General features: G+C 45.8%; 12 protein-coding genes and 1 pseudogene. 12 read left to right on the top strand and 1 reads right to left on the bottom strand.

All coding sequences use genetic code 11. The annotated features are described in order from the left end of the window. Nucleotides 1-565: 565 nt before the first annotated feature. Nucleotides 566-2,551 (bottom strand): hypothetical protein, encoded by a 1,986-nt coding sequence (locus CZ367_RS12845; protein WP_237581739.1) that lies wholly within the window; start codon nucleotides 2,549-2,551, stop codon nucleotides 566-568. Between the two features lie 459 nt (nucleotides 2,552-3,010). Here CZ367_RS12845 and CZ367_RS15235 point away from each other — a divergent pair. The 12 genes and pseudogenes from CZ367_RS15235 to CZ367_RS15995 all read left to right on the top strand — a co-directional run. Further along, nucleotides 3,011-3,180: pseudogene (locus CZ367_RS15235) on the top strand (IS1380 family transposase); the annotation flags it as partial. Between the two features lie 269 nt (nucleotides 3,181-3,449). Further along, nucleotides 3,450-4,064 (top strand): TetR/AcrR family transcriptional regulator, encoded by a 615-nt coding sequence (locus CZ367_RS12830; RefSeq protein ID WP_077197193.1) that lies wholly within the window; start codon nucleotides 3,450-3,452, stop codon nucleotides 4,062-4,064. 30 nt (nucleotides 4,065-4,094) lie between these two features. Beyond that, nucleotides 4,095-5,849 carry an ABC transporter ATP-binding protein gene (locus CZ367_RS12825; protein ID WP_077197192.1) on the top strand — a complete coding sequence of 585 codons (1,755 nt, stop codon included), beginning with the start codon at nucleotides 4,095-4,097 and terminating at the stop codon, nucleotides 5,847-5,849. A gap of 20 nt (nucleotides 5,850-5,869) precedes the next feature. Continuing rightward, nucleotides 5,870-7,591 carry an ABC transporter ATP-binding protein gene (locus tag CZ367_RS12820; RefSeq protein WP_077197191.1) on the top strand — a complete coding sequence of 574 codons (1,722 nt, stop codon included), beginning with the start codon at nucleotides 5,870-5,872 and terminating at the stop codon, nucleotides 7,589-7,591. Nucleotides 7,592-7,612: 21 nt separating this feature from the next. Further along, on the top strand, nucleotides 7,613-9,970 hold the full coding sequence (locus CZ367_RS12815; RefSeq protein WP_077197190.1) for an efflux RND transporter permease subunit: 2,358 nt from the start codon (nucleotides 7,613-7,615) through the stop codon (nucleotides 9,968-9,970). Between the two features lie 13 nt (nucleotides 9,971-9,983). After that, nucleotides 9,984-10,763, top strand: a complete 780-nt coding sequence (locus tag CZ367_RS12810; protein ID WP_077197469.1) for an outer membrane lipoprotein-sorting protein — start codon at nucleotides 9,984-9,986, stop codon at nucleotides 10,761-10,763. 2 nt (nucleotides 10,764-10,765) lie between these two features. Beyond that, a complete protein-coding gene (locus CZ367_RS12805) occupies nucleotides 10,766-12,070 on the top strand; it encodes a DUF1302 family protein (RefSeq protein ID WP_077197189.1) in 1,305 nt (434 codons plus the stop codon). An 877-nt stretch (nucleotides 12,071-12,947) separates the two neighbouring features. Continuing rightward, nucleotides 12,948-13,826: a DNA/RNA non-specific endonuclease gene (locus CZ367_RS12800; protein ID WP_077197188.1), complete on the top strand. Its 879-nt coding sequence runs from the start codon at nucleotides 12,948-12,950 to the stop codon at nucleotides 13,824-13,826. 330 nt (nucleotides 13,827-14,156) lie between these two features. Continuing rightward, nucleotides 14,157-17,432 (top strand): glycosyltransferase family 117 protein, encoded by a 3,276-nt coding sequence (locus CZ367_RS12795; RefSeq protein WP_077197187.1) that lies wholly within the window; start codon nucleotides 14,157-14,159, stop codon nucleotides 17,430-17,432. Between the two features lie 122 nt (nucleotides 17,433-17,554). Further along, complete coding sequence (locus CZ367_RS12790; RefSeq protein WP_077197186.1) at nucleotides 17,555-18,175, top strand: polysaccharide deacetylase family protein; 621 nt, start codon at nucleotides 17,555-17,557, stop codon at nucleotides 18,173-18,175. After that, entirely contained in the window at nucleotides 18,144-19,160 is a 1,017-nt protein-coding gene (gene queG / locus CZ367_RS12785; RefSeq protein WP_077197468.1) for a tRNA epoxyqueuosine(34) reductase QueG, read from the top strand. The genes CZ367_RS12790 and queG overlap by 32 nt, the downstream gene beginning before the upstream one ends. 209 nt (nucleotides 19,161-19,369) lie before the next feature. Then, on the top strand, nucleotides 19,370-20,062 hold the full coding sequence (locus CZ367_RS15995; protein ID WP_077197185.1) for a hypothetical protein: 693 nt from the start codon (nucleotides 19,370-19,372) through the stop codon (nucleotides 20,060-20,062). Nucleotides 20,063-20,082: the final 20 nt, after the last annotated feature.

The following is a 20,082-nucleotide window of genomic DNA, read 5'->3' as shown; positions in this document are numbered from 1 at the left end:
CCATTTATGCCACTTTTGTGTATCACGCTTCTTTTCAACGCATATACGAGAATTATGACCCTTGTATTTAACACTTATCCGAGGTAAAACGGAAAAAGAGAAAAAGATAAAAGAGAAATACGCTATCTATCGGATAAGGTAACAATTGGTATAGTAGCTAAAAAATAACAAAACGTATTTCATAAAAATTTAACCCAAATCGGTCGTTAGACTTCTTCGAGATTTGCGAGCTTATTTTGAGCTATTTTGGGTTGTTTTTGAAGACGTTTAGCGAGCTAAACAACTGAAAAAACAAACGAAAAGATCCAAAATACGGTGCAAAGACGAAGAAAAGCATAACATCTAAACGCTTTAAAAAGCCTTTGCGGGCTAATGAGCGATTTGGGTTTAATGACGATATGCGGTGGTAATTTATAGCACCAGCCTTTAAGGTTTTCAGTCTCAAACAAAGTTAGTATTTATCGGCTTTCACAATGGCTTCTACCTCGCAAAATGACCAATAGGGCACAAAAAAAGCGACTCATTGAGCCGCTTCTTTTTAGTATGTTGTTATCAGTTTCCGCTATTACCAAGCCGGGCTGTTCAACCAAGGGAGGAAATAGCTCGTTCCGTTTGTTTTGGTATATTCAGGCTGTGCACTACCATCAAGCTTGAACTCAGTGTAGGTTGCCTTTGGCTCATGTTCTGGGTCGATTATATTATCGGTGGTAAGCCAATAGTAACCCAACTGGAACTCACGTGAAATGATATCCTGACGATCCAGCTTCTTCCAGAACTCTTCGTGGCACAGGTAATAACCTGCTACATTGAAGGACAGATTATAGTTTGGACCCAAATAATATGTTTCTACCTTTGCAACACCCGATTTAGCATCAGGTTCTGGGAAGGTCATCCTGACAGCCACCTTGTAGTTGTTTGTTGGGTTAGGGTCAATATCTTTCACAGGTTTCATATACATGATAGCATACATCACCTTGCTGTCTTGCACAGCACAGTACCAGTTAGAGAACTTTCTTTGTTTACCATTCAGGTCAACGAAGTTACGATGACTATCAACGGTCAATGAGAAACCATATCCATCTCCGATTTTGAAGCGTCTTAATCCGCCTAACTCCTTGTTAGTCTGAAGCTGCGACTTAGGATTGTTGAAGACAGGGGTAAACTCGGTGTACTTTGGCAATCTGTAAAGTTTGCTGCTCAGAAGAGGATAGTTATTGTCGACAGTCTCTCCCTTAGCAATCTTGTCAGCATCTTTTCTTGTTTTATTCTGCAGTTCTTTACCTTGCTTGTAAGCCCACAAACGCTCGATAGGGAGGTTAGGGCGGATGATCCTCAGCGTCATGTCATAGCTGGACCCCTTGCTGAGCGGGTTGCTGAAGCTGCCCAAGAGATATCTGTGGCCCATATACGGACGCCATGTGCTTGGATTTTTCGTATATGTATTCTTATCGTATGTGTAGTTTGTTCTATTTTCATCTGTCACTTCAACATCTCCGAAGAGGAGGGTCTCGTTTACGATACCACCAGGATAGTTGCTTGTCTTCGTGTAGTCGACAGGCATTAGGCAGAGAAGGAAACCACGGTTTGTCCTGGTGTTTGGTGTGTTAGTACCCGTTGACTTTTTATAGCTGTTGAAGTAGATGTACTTGTCGAGGTCGCTCTGACCGTTACGCAGCGTACCGTCATCCTTGCCCGAATTATAGTTGAGCTTGATGGTGCTTCTATAATGTTGTGCATTATACTTCTTGTAGACGGCAGACATATCGCTGATAGCCAGCTGGCTGTTTGGCTCCCAATAATTAGCTGCTAAGTCAGCATCTTCGCCAACGTTGTTGCTGACATTGAACTTATAAGAACCTGACGTACAGAAGGCATTGCTTTCGAGTGTGAGCTCACGGCTGATCTTTGTAGGAAGGGTCATACGGCTTTCCAATGACATGACAAGGAAGACACCCTGTGGCTTGAATACCATCTTCTTGCTTTTGTTGCTGAGCTTCAGCTTATTGCCGTTCTTTACAATGCGACGCCATGTGGTTGCAAAAGGACAAGGAGAAGTAAAGGTCTGGTCCTTCTCTATCTGGTTGATGTCGGTTGGTATATCCACCTTCAAGTCGTTACCGTTCTTCTCACCCCCCATCAGCGACATCATATACCATTCGCCGTTAGCCAGGTCGCTCTTACTGGTCAGCTTGTTCAGGTTAAACTTTATGCTTGTATCTTCCTTGATCACGTTCCAGTTTGCCTCGACAACTTCCTTGACACCATTATTCTTATTGTAGAGCACCACCACCGAAGGCATCGTCTCCTCTGTGATGTTCAGTTTCGGATACAGAACAGTCTTGCCGTTGATATTCTCTTCCGTGACCTTGAATGGCATAGCAGCCCTTGTTTCAGGTTCGTTGGTCTGTGCTTCTATCTCCACTTCGTAGGTCTTCAATTCATTTGCAGATGTAGTGGTGGTTGTCTTGGAATCGTAGTCTATGCTTGTCTGGCTGCACGACACGAACAGAAGTGAGGCTAAGATAGCCATTGAAAAAACTTTAATAGACATATTTTTTAAGATGTTTCTGTTTTTATATTCTTGTTTCGTTATTAAAACCTGTATGCGTGTATAGATATTTGACATACGTTTGTCTATACGGAAGAGGATGCCTACTGGTCGTCTATCTCGTCGGTAACCCCCCCCCCGTAATGAATGTCCTCAATAGTCGCCTCCGGATCTGAACCAGCCATCAGATGCATTGTTTCCATAGCCGTGATGTTGATACGCGGAGTAACGTACTGCTTACCTCGGCCTGATAGGGAATGGATTTCCTGATCTTTGTTGTAGTTGTAAAGCATAATGTAATTATTTCCTTAATTCCGCAACACTATTATAAATTTAAACTTTTTGAGTACCTGAGCAACAAAAAGCTCTTGCCTTGGCAAGCGGCAGAGCAGCTCAGGATTTTGCCATATCAGAATTTTCACTTATCTTAGTGTTGCAAAAAAAAACAAGCAAAAATCTGATATGCGGGGGGCAAAGTTACAAATTAAATCTGAGAAACTCACTCCTTTTGGAGGAATATTTTTCGGGTTATGGACAAATTATCATCTGTAATCGACTCAATCCTCGGTCTAAAGCGTAGATCGTTTGGTTATCAGTACAGCGAAATCATCCGTTCTCTTATGAGAATCTACTCTCAGCGCGATAAAGGAGTTGACGCAAGAAAACATTTGAGGATCGATTAAATGATGCGTTTTTAAGAAAATCACTATATTTAGGTATTGTATGGAAATAGCATTCTTTTTATCTTTGCAGCATCTAAAAAAAAAGTTTATGAGAAAGGATAAATATCACCTACAAAGGGCTTTAATATTAGACCAGCCCAATAGCGCATCATTCATTATAGAATGGTGCGCTTTTTTTGTGAACAAACTAAAACTATGTTCATTATTCATCTTTGACTATGCAGACATTGAAGACAGACATAAAGCAACGCATATTGCAAGTTGCCCATAGAGAGTTTATCAAAAACGGTGTGCAGCGTACGTGCATTAGAAACGTGGCGCGTAAGGCTGGCGTGACAGTGGGAAACCTGTATCATTATTTTGACAGTAAGGATACTCTGTTTTGTGCAGTATTGCAGCCGTTGCTCAATGCGCTTGACCGCTATATCCTCTCGCATAACGATGAGGAATTTCTCTCGCTTGACGTGTTCGATTTGCGGCAACAGCAAATCAATCACATTATGGCGATGCTTACCCTTGTCAAGCAGTTCCGCCCCGAACTGCGGCTGTTACTCTTCAATGCCGAGGGAACTTCGTTGGAGGGATATAAGAACAAAATCATTGACCACCAGATGAAGGTCGGTATGGAATACCTCCGGCTGATGAAGGAACGATACCCACACATCAACACCAACATTTCTCCGTTTCTGATACATCTCACCAGTTCGGCTTGGACGACTCTCTTTTGCGAATTGGTGGAACACGAGGAATATAGTGAGGAGGAAGTCAAACAAGCACTCACGCAGTACATCGCCTTTGGAACGGCAGGCTGGAAAGAGCTGATGAAACCATAGGCTAACATTCACAAAAAAAACAATAATGATATGTTCAAAACACTCAAACGATTAGGAGCTTATATGGAAGGGCGCAGACTGGTGCTGCCCTGCTCCGTCGGGCTGTCGGCGGTCAACGGATTGCTGTCGCTCGTTCCATTCATTCTCTTATGGCTCGTGGTGCGCACACTGCTCACCGCCGAAGGCGACCTTTCCGACACACCCGTATGGGATTATGCCCTTGCTGCCCTTGTGGTGTCGGTGGCGAACGTGCTGCTTTATTTCGCTGCCCTGATGCTCTCTCACCTTGCTGCTTTCCGCATTGAGACCAATATGAGGCGCAAAGCGATGCAACGGCTGATGCGTGCGCCATTGGGTTATTTCGATAGTCAGAACACGGGGCGTATGCGTAAAATCATTGATGAAGATTCGGGACAGACACATACTTTCGTGGCGCACCTGCTGCCCGATGTGGCAAGCTGTGTTGTCGCTCCGATCGGCATCATTGTGCTGCTGTTCGCAGTGGATTGGCAGTTGGGAGCTGCTGCAATGATACCGCTCGTTGGTGCTATAGGCATTATGGGATATATGATGAACCCGAAGAATAACCAATTTCAAAGGCTCTACCTTGATGCGCAGGAGAAGATGAGTAGCGAGGCGGTGGAATATGTAAGGGGTATTCCTGTGGTGAAAGTGTTCCAGCAGACGGTGTTCTCGTTCAAGCGTTTCTACGACAGCATCGTCAGTTACCGCGACCTCGTCATCAAGTGTACGCTCGTGTGGCGCACACCGATGTCGTTTTATATGCTTGCGGTCAATGCCTTTGCCTTCATTCTCGTTCCTACTGCTATTATCCTGATAGGACACGGTGGAGATACAAGCACAATTATTGCCGACGTGATACTTTATGTGGTGATTGCACCGCTCATCGCTTCCAACCTGATGAAAGCCGCCTACCTCAGTCAGGATCTCTTTATGGCAAACGAGGCAGTGGAGCGATTAGAACGGCTCACCCATGTCGCACCGCTCCCGAAGCACGACGATCCGAAGGAGGCAGAGACGTTCGACATTCGTTTCAACGATGTTTCGTTTCGATATGAGGGAGCGGAGAAAGATGCAGTGAGTCATATCAACCTTACCATTCCCGAAGGCAAAACGGTTGCGCTCGTAGGAGCATCGGGCAGTGGAAAAACCACTCTGGCACGGCTTATCCCCCGCTTTTGGGACGTGCGAGAGGGCAGCGTGAGCATAGGAGATGTGGACGTGCGAGAGATGAACGGAGAGGAACTGATGCGCAACGTGTCGTTCGTCTTCCAAAACACCCGCCTGTTCAAGACCTCGCTCATCGACAACTTGCGCTATGGTAATCCCGATGCCACAATGGAAGAAATCAACCGTGCGATTGACCTCTCACAGAGCCGTGAGATCATCGACCGTCTGCCACAGGGCTTGGAGACTGTCATTGGTGCGGAGGGCACTTATCTGTCAGGTGGCGAGCAGCAACGCATCGTCCTTGCTCGTGCCATTCTGAAAGATGCTCCCATCGTAGTGCTCGACGAGGCGACCGCCTTTGCCGATCCAGAGAACGAGCATCTCATTCGTCAGGCACTCGCTCACCTCACTCGTGGCAAGACAGTGCTGATGATTGCCCACCGACTCACCACCGTGCAGGATGCCGACAGCATCGCAGTTGTGGACAACGGTGAGATTGTCGAACGGGGAACGCACGAGGAACTATTGAGCAGGAAAAAGCAATACTATCGTATGTGGAACGAGTATCAACAGTCCGTTTCGTGGAAACTATAACCCATTAAAAGCATAAAGTCATGATTAAATATTTTCAAAACCGTTTCGCCCTCACGGAAAAGGGGGCAAAGGACTTGTGTCGAGGCATTGCCTTCTCGACACTGCTCAACCTTGCGTTGATGCTGCCGCCCACCTATCTGTTTTTCTTCCTCATGGAATATCTCGGCGATGGGCAATCAAAAACCCCACACGCCCTTTGGTTCTACCTCCTCGTGGCAGTAGGACTGATGATCGTGATGCTCGTCGTGAGCCGTTGGCAGTACGACAGCACCTACACCACCGTCTATAACGAGAGTGCACAACGCCGCATTTCCTTAGCCGAGAAACTACGTCGCTTGCCACTTGCTTTCTTCGGTGAGCGCAATCTCTCCGATCTCACTGCCACCATCATGGAAGACTGCACGCTATTGGAAACAACGTTCTCGCACGCCATTCCCCAACTATTTGCTTCCGTGGCGAGCATTGTCATTATCGCAGCGGGAATGTTCTGTTACGATTGGCGATTAGCCATCGCTGTGTTTTGGGTAGTACCTTTTGCCTTAGTGGTGCTGTTGGTTTCACGAAATCGAATGGACAAGGATTTTACACGTCTCTACCACATCAAGCGTGGCGTGAGCGAACAGATACAGGAAGGACTGGAGTGTGTGCAGGAAATCAAATCGTACAATGGCGAGGACGAATATAACCAGCGGTTCGACCAGCGATTAAAAATATTGGAAAAAGAACTTGTTGCCGGTGATCTCGTGGTAGGCTCATTTGTCAACATCTCTGCTGTACTGCTTAAATTAGGCATGCCTACCGTCATCGTTGTAGGCGCATGGATGCTACAGCGTGGCGACGTGTCGGTGTTCGTCTATTTAGCGTTCCTCCTTGTTTCGGCAATGGTTTATAATCCTATTCTTGAAGTATGCAATCACCTTGCCATTCTTACTTTTCTCGATGTACGCATCAAACGAATGAAGGAGATGGAGGCAATGCCCATACAGACGGGCAACACAGAGGTGGAAGTTTCGAACTATGACATTGAGTTCCACAACGTCAGCTTTTCCTACGAAACAGAGAAGCAGGTGCTTCACAATGTTTCATTCACTGCCCGACAAGGCGAGATAACCGCACTCGTTGGTCCCTCAGGTGGTGGCAAGAGTACCACTGCCAAGCTCGCTGCACGCTTTTGGGATATCAATAGCGGTAAGATAACGCTGGGCGGACACGACATCTCTGGCATAGAACCAGAGACGTTGCTTAAAAATTATGCCGTAGTATTTCAAGACGTGATGCTCTTCAATGCCTCTGTTGCCGACAACATACGCATAGGAAAGCGCGACGCCACCGATGAGGAAGTAAGGCATGTGGCACAATTGGCACAGTGCGACGACTTTATCAGTCGTATGCCACAAGGCTACGATACAGTGATTGGCGAAAATGGGGAAACCCTTTCGGGTGGCGAGCGGCAGCGTATCTCCATAGCCCGTGCGCTTCTGAAAGATGCTCCTGTCATCCTCTTGGACGAAGCAACCGCCAGCCTTGATGCCGAGAACGAGACAAAGATCCAGACCGCCATTTCCGAACTAGTGCAGGGAAAGACCGTCATCATTATCGCCCATCGTATGCGTACTGTGTTGGGTGCCGACCACATCGTGGTGCTTGACGGCGGAATGGTCTGCGAACAGGGTAGACCCGAAGAACTTATAGCAAAAGGTGGCAAGTTTGCCCAAATGGTAAGATTACAACAGGAAAATTAATCATCAAAATAAAAAACAACAATGAAAATCGAAAAAATCAACTGTAAGTTCAGGCAGACGGCGGTGTGGATACTGCGTCACCGAATGCTTGTGGTAGGGCTGTTCGCCTTGCTTGTCGCATTCTCGTTCGTGGGGACGAAGCGTATCGTGATGAAGACCTCGTTTGACGACTACTTTGTGAGCGACGACCCGATGCTCTTGAAAACAGATGAGTTCAAGTCCATCTTCGGCAACGACTACTATGTGGCGGTATTGGTGAAGAACAAGGACGTGTTCTCCAAGCGAAGTCTCACGCTCATCCGCGAGCTGAGCAACGAACTGAAAGACAGCCTCTCGTATGCCGACAAGGTAACGTCGCTCACCGACCTTGAGTTTGCCGTTGGCACGGAGGAGGGCATGACCATCGAGCAGATTGTGCCCGAGGAAATCCCGTCGGACGCAGCCGGACTGAAAGAAATCAAGCGCAAGGCATACAGCAAGCCCTACCTCTCGAAGAAACTCGTGTCGAAGGACGGCACGATGACATGGATCATGGTGAAGCTGCGCCCATTCCCCGTTGACAGCGTGTGGAAGAAGACGAGCGATATCGCTCCCGATATGGTCACGGGCAAGGAGACAGGACGCATCATCACGAAGGCAAAGTATGCAGAGCTATCGCCCAATGCCGCAGGAATGCCCTATATGAGCTACGAGAAGTTCGTTTATCTGAAGGGTGAGATGGGACGGTTGTTTGCTATCGCCTTCCTCGTCTCCATCGTGGTGATGCTCGTCGTCACCCGCTCACTGCGTGGAGTCGTTGCACCGCTGATTACCTCAATATGTGCCTTGCTCATCGGCTTCGGCATCATAGGCTGGACGGGGCTTTACATCGACATGAGCACGGCGATGATAGCCGTCATACTCACTTTTGCCTGTTCCATTGCCTACAACATTCACCTATATAACTTCTTCAAGACACGGTTCGTGGAGACAGGCAGGCGCAGGGCTTCCATTACTGATGCCGTGGGCGAGACGGGCTGGGGCGTATTGCTCTCGGGGCTGACCACCGTGGCGGCGATGATGACGTTCCTCTCCATGAGCATCGTGCCGATGAAAGCCATTGGTCTGAACACCTCGCTCTGCCTGCTGTCGGTGCTGCTCACGTGTCTCGTGGTCACGCCAGTGCTGCTGTCGCTGGGCAAGGACAGGAAGCCGCACGCGAACATGTCGCACAGCTTCGAGGGCTATGTGGGCGACCACTTCGAGCGTTTCGGTGGGTTCGTTATGCGCAACCATCGGCGTATCGTCGTCGTGTCATCGGTGCTCACGCTGTTCTGCGGCATCGGTCTGTTCTTCATCGAGCCGGCGTTCGACGTGGAGAAGACAATGGGGCGCAAGGTGGAGTATGTGAAGAAGTTCCTCGACCTGTGCGATACGGAATTGGGCTCGATGTATTCCTACGACCTGATGATTACACTGCCGCACGCAGACGACGCAAAGAAGCCCGAGAACCTAAAACGGCTCGATCAGTTGGCTACCATCACAGAAGGCTATCTGCTCACCAAGCGGCACAACTCCGTGACGGACATCATTAAGGACATGAACTGCACGCTCAACGGTGGCAAGCAACAATTCTATCGTATTCCCGACGATGCAGACATGGTGGCACAGCTTCTCCTGCTCTACGAGAACGCCGGCGGCACGGAGTCGGAGTACTGGATGGACTATGACTATCAGCGGTTGCGCCTGCAGGTGGAAATCAAGAACTACAACTCCAACGAGGCGGAGAAGGAAATGGACGCATTGCAGGCAGAGGCGCGGAGGCTCTTCCCTCAAGCGCACATCTCGATGGTGGGCAACATACCGCAGTTCACCGTGATGCAGCAATACGTGGAGCGTGGGCAGATGTGGTCGATGCTGCTCTCGGTGCTGGTCATCGGCGTGATCCTCGTGCTCGTCTTCAGCAGTTGGAAGGTCGGCTTGGTGGGCATGATCCCCAACCTCGCTCCTGCGGTCATAGTGGGCGGTATGATGGGTTGGCTCGACTATCCGCTCGACATGATGACCGCCTCTCTTATACCGATGATACTCGGTATAGCCGTTGACGACACCATCCACTTCATCAACCACAGCCATGTGGAGTACAACCGATGCGGCAGTTACGCTGACGCCATCAAGGGCACGTTCCGCACCGAGGGGCTTGCCATCGTGATGTCCACCGTGGTCGTGTCGGCGACGTTCGCAGGATTTATGTCGTCGAACGCCACGCAGATGGTCAACTGGGGCATCCTTGCCGTGGCGGGTATGGTGTCGGCATTGCTCGCCGACCTGTTCCTCACACCGGTTCTCTTTAAGTATCTCAGGGTGTTTGGCAAAGAAAAAAAGACAAATTCACAATAAAAAACAGTATAAAATGAAAGCAAAAGAATTAGTATTGACACTCATCGCCTTGTTTGCGATTTGCAGTGCAAACGCCGCAGGTCTCACAGGAAGAGACATCATGCAGAAAGTAAGAAACCGTGCCGATGGCGACACACGCTATGCCACCATCGAAATGACGCTCGTGCAGAGAAGCGGGCACAAACGTGTGCGCAAGCTCGAATCGTGGGCAATGGACGTGGGCAGGAACACGAAAAAAATCATGTTCTTCACCTATCCCGGCGATGTAAAAGGTACGGGCTTCCTCACATGGGACTACGACAACGCCAACAAGGTGGACGACAAGTGGCTCTACCTGCCAGCGATGAAGAAGACGAGACGCATCAGCGGCAAATCGTCGAAGACCGACTACTTTATGGGCAGCGACTTCACCTACAACGACATGAACACGCGCAGCGTGGACGAGGAAACACACAAACTGCTTCGCGAGGAGGTCGTGGGAGGAAAGAAATGCTGGGTGGTGCAGTCCACGCCCAAGGACAAGGATGAGATCTATTCGTATCGCATCACATGGATCAGACAGGACTGCCTGATACCGGTCAAGGCTGAATACTACGACAAACTGAAGAAGCTGCACCGCCGGCTCACCATCTCCAACATCAACAAGGTGCAGGGCTTCTGGACGATGCACTTCATGCAGATGGAGAACGTGCAGACGGGGCATAAGACCATCATTCGTATGAACAACCAGCGGTTCAACGTGAAGGTGCAGCCCAATCTCTTCACCGTCTCCAAATTAGAGAAAGGACTCTGACCATGAGAATGCTGCGATTATGGACGCTGTTGCTTGTGCCGATGCTCTCGGCACAGGCATTTGCCCAGATTGATACCTCGGCGGTGGAAACCGATTCCGTTGATGCGGAATACATACAAGAGGAAGAAACGGAGGACAACTCCCTGCGTGTTCAGGTAAAGGGATTTCTCGATACTTACCATGCCGCACGCACCGAGGGCAAAGCCGACTGGATGGCTTCGAGAACCCGTGCACGCGGAGAGGTAAAACTCGAAAAAGGTGCTGCTTCCCTTTTTGTTTCCATGAATGCCACCTACAACGCTATACTGAAAGACCGCACGGGACTGGAACTGCGCGAGGCATATCTCGCATACGCCAAAGGAAATCTTGACCTTCGCGTGGGGCGACAGATTGTGGTGTGGGGAGTGGCAGATGCCCTCCGACTGACCGACTGCGTGTCGCCCTGCGACTACACCGAGTTCCTTGCGCAGGACTACGATGACATCCGTATGCCCGTCAATGCCCTGCGTACAAGATACACATGGCGTTCGGTAACATTCGAGGCGATATGCAATCCCGTAGCGGATTTCTTCATTCTTCCCACCGACAGGCACAACCCGTGGGCATTGACTCTACCGTCAGCCCCTCTTCCCTATACCATAGATTTGGAAAGTGGAAAACCAGAGAAAAGACTTCGGAATATAGAGTACGGCGGACGGATAACGACCAACCTCAGCGGGATTGATTTTTCACTGAGTGTCCTGCGAACGTGGAACAAGATGCCCGCTCTTTCCCTTACTGTGTCCAGCGATGGAAAGTCGCTTTTAGTCAAGGGTGAATACCACCGCATGACGATGCTCGGGGCCGACTGCTCTCTGCCTGTTGGACAGTTTGTCCTTCGCGGCGAGGCTGCTTGCTATTTCGATGAGGCGCAAAGCAGAGGTGTGGGAAAAAATGTGGTGTGCCGAAATACGTACAACTTCCTTGCCGGTGTGGACTGGTATCTGGGCAACGATTGGAATTTCAGTGCACAATACTTCCATAAATATACGGCAGGGAACCTTGACGGTCTTCCCGTTTATCGCAATGCTGGACTTGCTACGGCAAGAATATCGAAAGAATTGCTGCGGAATATGCTTAAACTTTCAACATTCGCCTATATAGACGTAGCCAATGGCGGCGTTTTCAATCGTTTCTCCGCATCCTACGCCTTGAACGACCAAATCGAACTTACCGCCGGATACGATTTCTTCCATGCCGACAAAGGCAAGTTCCGAATGTACGACCGAAACTCTGAAATATGGACAAAGATGAAATATAGTTTTTGAATGACATAAAGACATTGCATCTCATTCTTTTATAAGATAACAAAACGTATTTCATAAAAATGGAATGACTATATGCGGTGGTAAGTTATAGAACCAGCCTTAATTCTTCCAATGTTTTTTTATTATGCTGATTTAACATATTAATTCTACAAATAGAATTGTTATATATTTCTTATTATATGTCCTAAATCTCTTTTATTGGTGTTTGGTATTGTCAAAGTTTAACTATGACGATGCCAAACATATATGTTTTACCACCTTAACATTGATGTTTGGCATTCTCAAACATCAATGTTTACCTTCTAAAATAACACTTAATGATACTTTTCTTGTTCATATTTACCTTTTATTCGTTCTATATTACCACGAATTAAATACTATATTCTTGCACACTTTCTCCTATTTGTTTATTACTCGTTAGTAATCAGTAGTTTGCACTTGCACACGCATTTATGCCACTTTTGTGTATCACGCTTCTTTTGAACGCATATACGAGAATTATGACCATTGTATTTAACACTTACCCGAAGTAAAACGGAAAAAGAGAAAAAGATAAAAGAGAAATAAACTATCTATCGAATAAGGTAACAATTGGTATAGTAGCTAAAAAATAATTCCGTCAACGGGTTATTCTTTTAAGGCTGTTTTCAGCTCTATCTCTTAGCCTTATTTCCTTTATTTATTGCAGCAGACTTGGTAAAACTATAGTTTACAAGTGTTGCGTACAGATGTATCTTGTGCAAAGATGTATTTTTTAGTGGAAAATAAATCTAAAAAGGTGTTTTTTTCATAGCATTGAGAAAATTTATAGTAAATTAGTTAACTTTGCAAGAGTAAATGTTCTTTTAATGCGTATTATACACTTAGATTTAGAAATATGAGACGTAAAAAATTTTCCACTCAGTGGAAGATACTCTTGGGGGCGATTGCTATTTTTTCCATTATGTCGCAATGCGACCGATTGCGTAAAATTATGGATAGCGGTAAGCAAATAGTGACACACAAGCAGATAAGCGAGGCAGATGAAAAAGCAGAGACGAAGGAGGGTGAAGTTTCGGAGACGAAAAATATAAATGTGCCTAACGGACTTGAAATTCCTGCAAAGCTTACTGATGTTTCCGAACAAATTTTAGTAAGAAAGGCTTATACGGTTTCTTATAATAAGGAAACCAAAGACCCTAACTGGGTGGCTTGGCGACTAACAGCTGAACATACGGAAGGTATGGTACGACGTCCTAAAGGAGCTTTTCACGAAGATGGGGAAGTGCCCGAACCACGTGCTACGTACTACGACTATAAAAAGAGTGGTTGGAGTAGGGGGCATATGTGTCCTGCAGGTGATAACAAGTGGGATGAGGAAGCGATGTATGAGAGTTTCTTGTTTACCAATATTTGTCCTCAAGACTTCAGTATCAATAGTGGTGCGTGGGGCGATGTAGAACGCAAATGTAGAATGTGGGCTCGTGAATATGGCGAGGTTTATATTGCTTGTGGACCTATATTTTATAACAAAAATCAGTACGAAACCATTGGTGAAAACAAGGTGGCTGTACCCGATGCCTTCTTCAAGGTGGTATTGATAATGGAGGGTAAGCCACGTGCGTACGGATTTATCTGTAAGAATGGTGGCGGTAAAGATAAGGCAAACAAGATGCCACGCACGGTAGACGAGGTGGAGAAGATTACAGGTTACGACTTCTTTCCACAGTTGCCTGACGATATAGAAGTGGCTGTGGAAAGTAAATTGACGGATTAACATAGGGGTTTCTATAAATTCTTGTTAAGTTTATTCAATTTATTAAGAAGTGGCACGGCTGTTTGATATTATATCATTATCTTTGCAAACTGAATTAAAAGCCTTTCCCAACTTTTCGGTTGAGCGCGTGCATATACTTGTTATATTATATAAGGTGTAAAGGTATTTTGCGACATTATTCTATTTGTCAGACAAGTAAGGATAGGTCGGGACAGGATAGATATTGGCTAATTAGGCTTTACCTTATTATATATGCCTTATAAAGGCTTTATGGGAGAAATATCAACGCTCTGTCTTATTGTGGCAGACTTAAAAACATAAAATGTATAGATGAAAAAGTTTAGACTCGTAGACAATACGCTTGGTTGGGTGGCATTCCTTATTGCTGCCTTTACGTATTGCTCTACAATCGAACCGACAGCCAGCTTTTGGGACTGTCCAGAATTCATTACTACAGCTTTCAAACTTGAAGTGGGGCATCCTCCTGGGGCACCTTTCTTCGCTTTGACAGCAAATTTCTTCACACAATTTGTTAGCGACCCATCGGAGGTGGCTCGAATGGTGAATATGATGAGTGCGTTGCTCTCGGCTACGTGCATTATGTTTCTCTTTTGGACGATTAGCCATTTGGCGCGAAAGCTCATTGTACGTGATGGAGAAGACATCTCTTTGTCGAAGATAATTGCCATTGAGGGCGCAGCACTTGTAGGTGCGCTCATCTATACGTTTAGCGACACATTCTGGTTCTCGGCTGTTGAAGGCGAAGTTTATGCTTATTCATCAGCCTTTACGGCAGTTGTATTCTGGCTCATCTTGAAGTGGGAAGACAATGCCGATAAGCCTCACGCTGACCGTTGGTTGGTGCTAATTGCTTATATGACAGGTCTTTCTATTGGTGTACACTTGCTCAATTTGCTTTGTATTCCAGCTATCGTGTTGGTTTACTATTATAAGCGTGTGCCCGATGCTGACCTTAAAGGCTCAATGATAGCACTTGCTATCTCGGTAGTATTGGTGGCAGCCGTACTTTATGGCGTTGTACCAGGTATCATCACTGTGGGTGGCTTCTTCGAATTGTTGTTTACCAACACTTTGGGAATGCCTTTCAATACTGGTACTATTCTTTACATCTTCTTGCTTATTGGTGCTTTTGTTTGGGCAATTGCAGAGACTTACAAGGGCAAGACAGGTAGCAACAGAGAGAATATAGCTTTCCTCTCTGCCTTCGGACTTATTGGTATTCCGTTCGTAGGTTATGGTTGGAGTGCATTTATTGTCGGTATAGTGCTCTTGAGTGTGCTTTTCTTCGTGTTGAGAATGAAGAAAGGCAAGGAATATATTGTAACTTCACGCATCAAAAATACAGCTTTGCTCTGTATGTTTATGATGATTATAGGTTATTCTTCGTATGCACTCATCGTTATCCGTTCTACGGCCAACCCTCCAATGGATCAAAACTCGCCCGAGGATATATTTACCCTCGGCAACTATTTGAGCCGTGAACAGTATGGCGACCGTCCATTGTTGTATGGACCAGCTTATACCAGCACGCCTAAGGTGGCAGAAGATGGGCAGCATTACGACTTTAAAGAGGGTGCTCCTATCTATCAAAGAAAGGAAAAAGCATCGGCTGATGAAAAAGATTCTTACTTCCTTGTACGTCATAAGACGACACAGGTATTTGAACAAAATATGCTCTTCCCACGTATGTACGACCAAGCACACGCCTCTAATTATGAGAGTATTATGGGCGGAATACAAGGTCACGATGTAGACGGAGTGAAGATGCCAACCCAATTTGAGAACCTTCAGTTCTTCTTGGCTTATCAGTGCAACTTTATGTACTGGCGTTACTTTATGTGGAACTTCGCAGGAAGACAGAACGATATACAAGGCAATGGCGAGTTGGAACACGGCAACTGGATTACAGGTATTTCGTTTATCGACAACTTGATGTATGGCGACCAAAGTCTCTTGCCTGATGATTTGCAAGCCAACAAGGGACACAATGTGTTCTATTGTTTGCCTCTCTTGCTCGGTATTCTCGGACTTGTATGGCAGGCTTGGCGTGGTAAACGTGGTATTCAGCAGTTTTGGGTAGTGTTCTTCTTGTTCTTTATGACAGGTTTGGCTATTGTTGTCTACCTCAATCAAACACCTTCGCAGCCTCGTGAACGCGACTATGCCTATGCAGGTTCGTTCTATGCTTATGCTATATGGTGTGGTTTGGGCGTGTTGGCTATCTATGATTGGTTGAAGAAACTTAAAGTTTCGGGCACAGCTGCTGCTGCAATTGCTTCTGTAGCTTCTATCCTCGTACCTATTCAGATGGTTTCACAAACTTGGGACGACCACGACCGTTCGGGCAGATATACCGCTCGCGACTTTGGACAGAACTATCTCAACTCTATGCAAGAGCAAGGCAATCCTATTGTATTTACAAATGGCGATAACGATACCTTCCCATTGTGGTACAATCAAGATGTAGAAGGCGTGCGTACAGATACTCGTGTGTGCAACCTATCGTATCTTGCTACCGACTGGTACATCGACCAAATGATTCGTCCTGCCTACACTTCGCCAAGTGTGCCTATATCTTGGCCACGCTTAGACTATGTGAGTGGCACGAATGAATATATACGTATTCAGCCAGAACTTAAAGCCGAAGTGCTTGCACTCTATGCTCAAAACCCTGAAGAGGCACGTAGGCAGTTTGGTAACGACCCATTTGAGCTAAAGAATGTATTGAAGCATTGGGTACGTTCAAAAGACGATCAGTTCCACGTAATTCCAACTGATACGCTTTATATGACCATCGATAAGGAGGCTGTGCGCAAGAGTGGAATGGCAATGGCAGGCGATTCAATTCCAGAACGTATGGCAATATCGCTTGCAGGTCGTGAAGCGCTTTACAAGAGCGACTTGATGATGCTCGAAATGATAGCAAATTGCAATTGGACACGCCCTCTCTATGTGGCAATTTCGGTAGGTGCAGAGAACTTTATGAACCTTGGTGACAACTTTGTTCAGGAAGGTTTGCTCAACCGTATCACACCTTTCTACACCAAGGAGGGCAACGATTTCGATACAGACAAGACTTATGAACTTATTATGAATAAGTTTAAATGGGGTGGACTTTCTACAAAGGGACTCTATTTGGACGAAACAGTGCTCAAGACTTGTTGGTATCACACACGTTTGGCGTCAACCACTGCTATCCATCTCATTGCAGAAGGAAAGATGGACAAGGCACGTAAGGTATTGGCTAAGATAGAGAAAGAAATTCCAGAGTATAGTGTTCCGTTTAGCTATAATCGTGGTTCCGTTGAGATGGCTTTGGCTTATGCTAAGTTAGGTCAGATGTCTAAGGCAATGCAGATTAACGATAAACTTTGGAAGAATGCTTCTCAATACGTGCGCTATATACTTAGCTTAAGTCCACGTGGATTTAATATGAGTCAAAACACGTGCTATATGCAGTTGCAGATAATGAATGCCATTTTGATGACTGCAAAAGAATATAATTCAGCTTGGGCAGATAAGCATGCAAAAGAGTTCAATTCGTTTGTTCAATCTTTTGAAATGCGAGGCGGAAAAATAAAGTAAAAAAAAGAGCGAGTTGACAATCTAAGGTTGTCAGCTCGCTCATTTTTATAATAATAAGCAATAGGTAAAAGTTTCAGGATTAATACATTAAGTGCCTAATGCTTATCTTTGAATGAATTTAGATGATAATAGAACAACCAGCAAGATGGCTTCGATGGCTTTATCCACACGCATTGTGGCGTGTAAACCCTAATGAACATTCGGTTTATCTTACATTTGATGATGGACCAATACCAGAGGCTACTCCTTTTATACTTGATGTTCTCGACCAGTACGACGCAAAGGCTACATTCTTTATGGTGGGCGATAATGTGCGCAAGTACCCAGAACTATTTGAAGAAGTTAAACGCCGTGGCCACTTGGTTGGCAATCACACTTACCATCATCTTGGTTCGTTCAAGCATTTCACACTGACTTATGCTGTTGATGTGACGAAGGCCGATGCCTTAATCCATTCACGTTTCTTCCGTCCACCTCACGGTTGGTTGCGCCATTCTGTGTATTGGTGGGTGAAACAAAACTATCGTGTAGTGATGTGGGATGTAGTTACCCGCGACTACTCTAAATATCTCACAGGCGAAGATGTGCTCAACAACGTGAAACGATATACTCGCAATGGTTCAATAATTACATTTCACGACTCGTTAAAGAGCATTGATAAACTGCGTTATGCCTTGCCTAAGGCCTTAGAATGGCTAAAAAATGAAGGATATGAGTTTAAAGTTTTCACTGAAAAAGATTAAAGCCGAGGCACAGCGTCTCGGCTTTTCTGCTTGTGGAGCAGCCCGTTCAGCTCCTGTAGATGAAGACACAGCGGTGCAAGTGCGTCGTTGGATAGCCAAAGGTCAATATGCCGATATGACGTATATGGCTAATCACACGGAAAAACGGCTCAATCCCAATCTTTTAGTTCCTCATACAAAAACCATTCTTTCGTTGGCAATGAATTATGCACCAGCTCAGACAATGCCAGCGGGCGAGTATCAGTTAGCAGCATACGCACTTGGGCTTGATTATCACGATATTATGAAAGAACGGCTGCGAGCTTTAGCAAGCATATTCCCTAAAGTTGAGGAGGTTTTTGCAGAGTTGTCAGACTTGTCGGACAGGTCGGACTCGTCTGAATTGTCCGACGTTGCACCCTCCTCTTCTGTAAATCTTCCTCCTCCCGAAATTCGTGTTTTTGTCGATACTGCTCCTGTTTTAGAACGTTATTGGGCGTGGAAGGCAGGCTTAGGTTGGGTAGGGAAGAGCCATCAGCTCATTATCCCAAAGGCAGGAACAATGTTTTTCTTGGGCGAAATCTTCCTCCCTTACGAGTTAGACGAATACGATGAACCTATGAAAAATCGTTGTGGAGGCTGTCATCGTTGTATTGACGCTTGTCCTACTTGTGCCCTTGCTGAAGAGACGGGACTTGATGCCGAGCGATGCCTCTCTTATCAGTTGATAGAAAATCGTGGCAAACTCTCCGATAAGGCGAAAGCAGCGATGGGCGACACCATCTATGGTTGCGATTTATGCCAAAAAGCGTGTCCGTGGAATAGATTTTCAACCCCCAATACCACACCCGAATTTCAGCCTAAGCCCGAACTCTTACAAATGAAAAAGGAAGATTGGCACAACCTAACTATTGAGCAATATCGCCAACTCTTCAAAGGCTCTGCCGTAAAACGTGCTAAGTACGAAGGCTTGAAACGAAATATAGATGCACAGACACAAAAGTAATATTTTGAAAGGTTATACAATAAGTGGGTGATAAATTGTGAATAATTGGTCTAAAATAGTTAAATAATAAGAATAAATAGAGATTAATAAGAATATAATTGTAACTTTGACCAATCAGTAATCGACGATTTGTTTCGTCAATGCTGAACTTTAACTAAATAAGTATGGGAAGTTTTAGCTTCCAAAGAATAATATAAAAGAAAGAAAAAATGAAGAAAGTATTTTTGATGGCAATGACTGTTGCCGCAGTAGCATTTACAAGTTGCGGTAACAATGCAAAACCAAATGCAAATGCCGAGGGTGACTCAACAGAAGTAACAGCAGATTCAACTGCTGCAATTGCCACAGCTAACGTTCCAGAAGATGCAAAGGCTCTTGTTGGTGAGTTGGGCGAAAAGTTGAAGTCTGGTGATGCTAATGCCGTTGCAGGTATGATAGCAGGCGCACAGGCTAAGGCTGCTGAAATGGTTAAGAACAATCCTGAAAAGGCCAAAGAATATATTGCAAAGTTGCAAGAATGGATTAAAGCTAATGCAGAAAGCATTCAGAACGTAGTGGCAAAGGCTGGTAATCCAACAATCGCTACAGCTTTGACCTCTGCTGTATCAACAATCTCTTCAGCAAACCCTGACGCATTATTGCAAAAGATTGCTGATGGTGCTGAAGCAGGTAAGGAAGCTGTAGGTACAGCTAAAGCCGCAGCAGCAGAAAAAGTGAACGATGCTAAGCAAGCAGCTGAAGCTAAGGTAGAAGAAAAGGTTACTGAAGCTAAAGATGCAGCTAAAGCAAAGGTAAACGAAGCTACTGGTCAAGCAAAGGAAAAGGCAACTCAAGCATCTGAAAAAGCTAACAAAGCTGTAAACGATGCTGCTAATAAGGCTATCAAAGGCTTAGGTTTGTAATTCTGAAGATTGCCTCTTTT

It is taken from the genome of Prevotella ihumii, from assembly GCF_900155655.1.
In the GTDB taxonomy this organism is placed as follows: Bacteria; Bacteroidota; Bacteroidia; order Bacteroidales; family Bacteroidaceae; genus Prevotella; species Prevotella ihumii.
This window is presented reverse-complemented; position numbering and strand designations above follow the sequence as displayed.

What these genes read in the sequence shown, in the direction of transcription:
- CZ367_RS12845 (WP_237581739.1), bottom strand. Translation starts at nt 2,551, where the DNA reads ATGTCTATTAAAGTTTTTTCAATGGCTATCTTAGCCTCACTTCTGTTC.
- CZ367_RS12830 (WP_077197193.1), top strand. Translation starts at nt 3,450, where the DNA reads ATGCAGACATTGAAGACAGACATAAAGCAACGCATATTGCAAGTTGCC.
- CZ367_RS12825 (WP_077197192.1), top strand. Translation starts at nt 4,095, where the DNA reads ATGTTCAAAACACTCAAACGATTAGGAGCTTATATGGAAGGGCGCAGA.
- CZ367_RS12820 (WP_077197191.1), top strand. Translation starts at nt 5,870, where the DNA reads ATGATTAAATATTTTCAAAACCGTTTCGCCCTCACGGAAAAGGGGGCA.
- CZ367_RS12815 (WP_077197190.1), top strand. Translation starts at nt 7,613, where the DNA reads ATGAAAATCGAAAAAATCAACTGTAAGTTCAGGCAGACGGCGGTGTGG.
- CZ367_RS12810 (WP_077197469.1), top strand. Translation starts at nt 9,984, where the DNA reads ATGAAAGCAAAAGAATTAGTATTGACACTCATCGCCTTGTTTGCGATT.
- CZ367_RS12805 (WP_077197189.1), top strand. Translation starts at nt 10,766, where the DNA reads ATGAGAATGCTGCGATTATGGACGCTGTTGCTTGTGCCGATGCTCTCG.
- CZ367_RS12800 (WP_077197188.1), top strand. Translation starts at nt 12,948, where the DNA reads ATGAGACGTAAAAAATTTTCCACTCAGTGGAAGATACTCTTGGGGGCG.
- CZ367_RS12795 (WP_077197187.1), top strand. Translation starts at nt 14,157, where the DNA reads ATGAAAAAGTTTAGACTCGTAGACAATACGCTTGGTTGGGTGGCATTC.
- CZ367_RS12790 (WP_077197186.1), top strand. Translation starts at nt 17,555, where the DNA reads ATGATAATAGAACAACCAGCAAGATGGCTTCGATGGCTTTATCCACAC.
- queG (WP_077197468.1), top strand. Translation starts at nt 18,144, where the DNA reads ATGAGTTTAAAGTTTTCACTGAAAAAGATTAAAGCCGAGGCACAGCGT.
- CZ367_RS15995 (WP_077197185.1), top strand. Translation starts at nt 19,370, where the DNA reads ATGAAGAAAGTATTTTTGATGGCAATGACTGTTGCCGCAGTAGCATTT.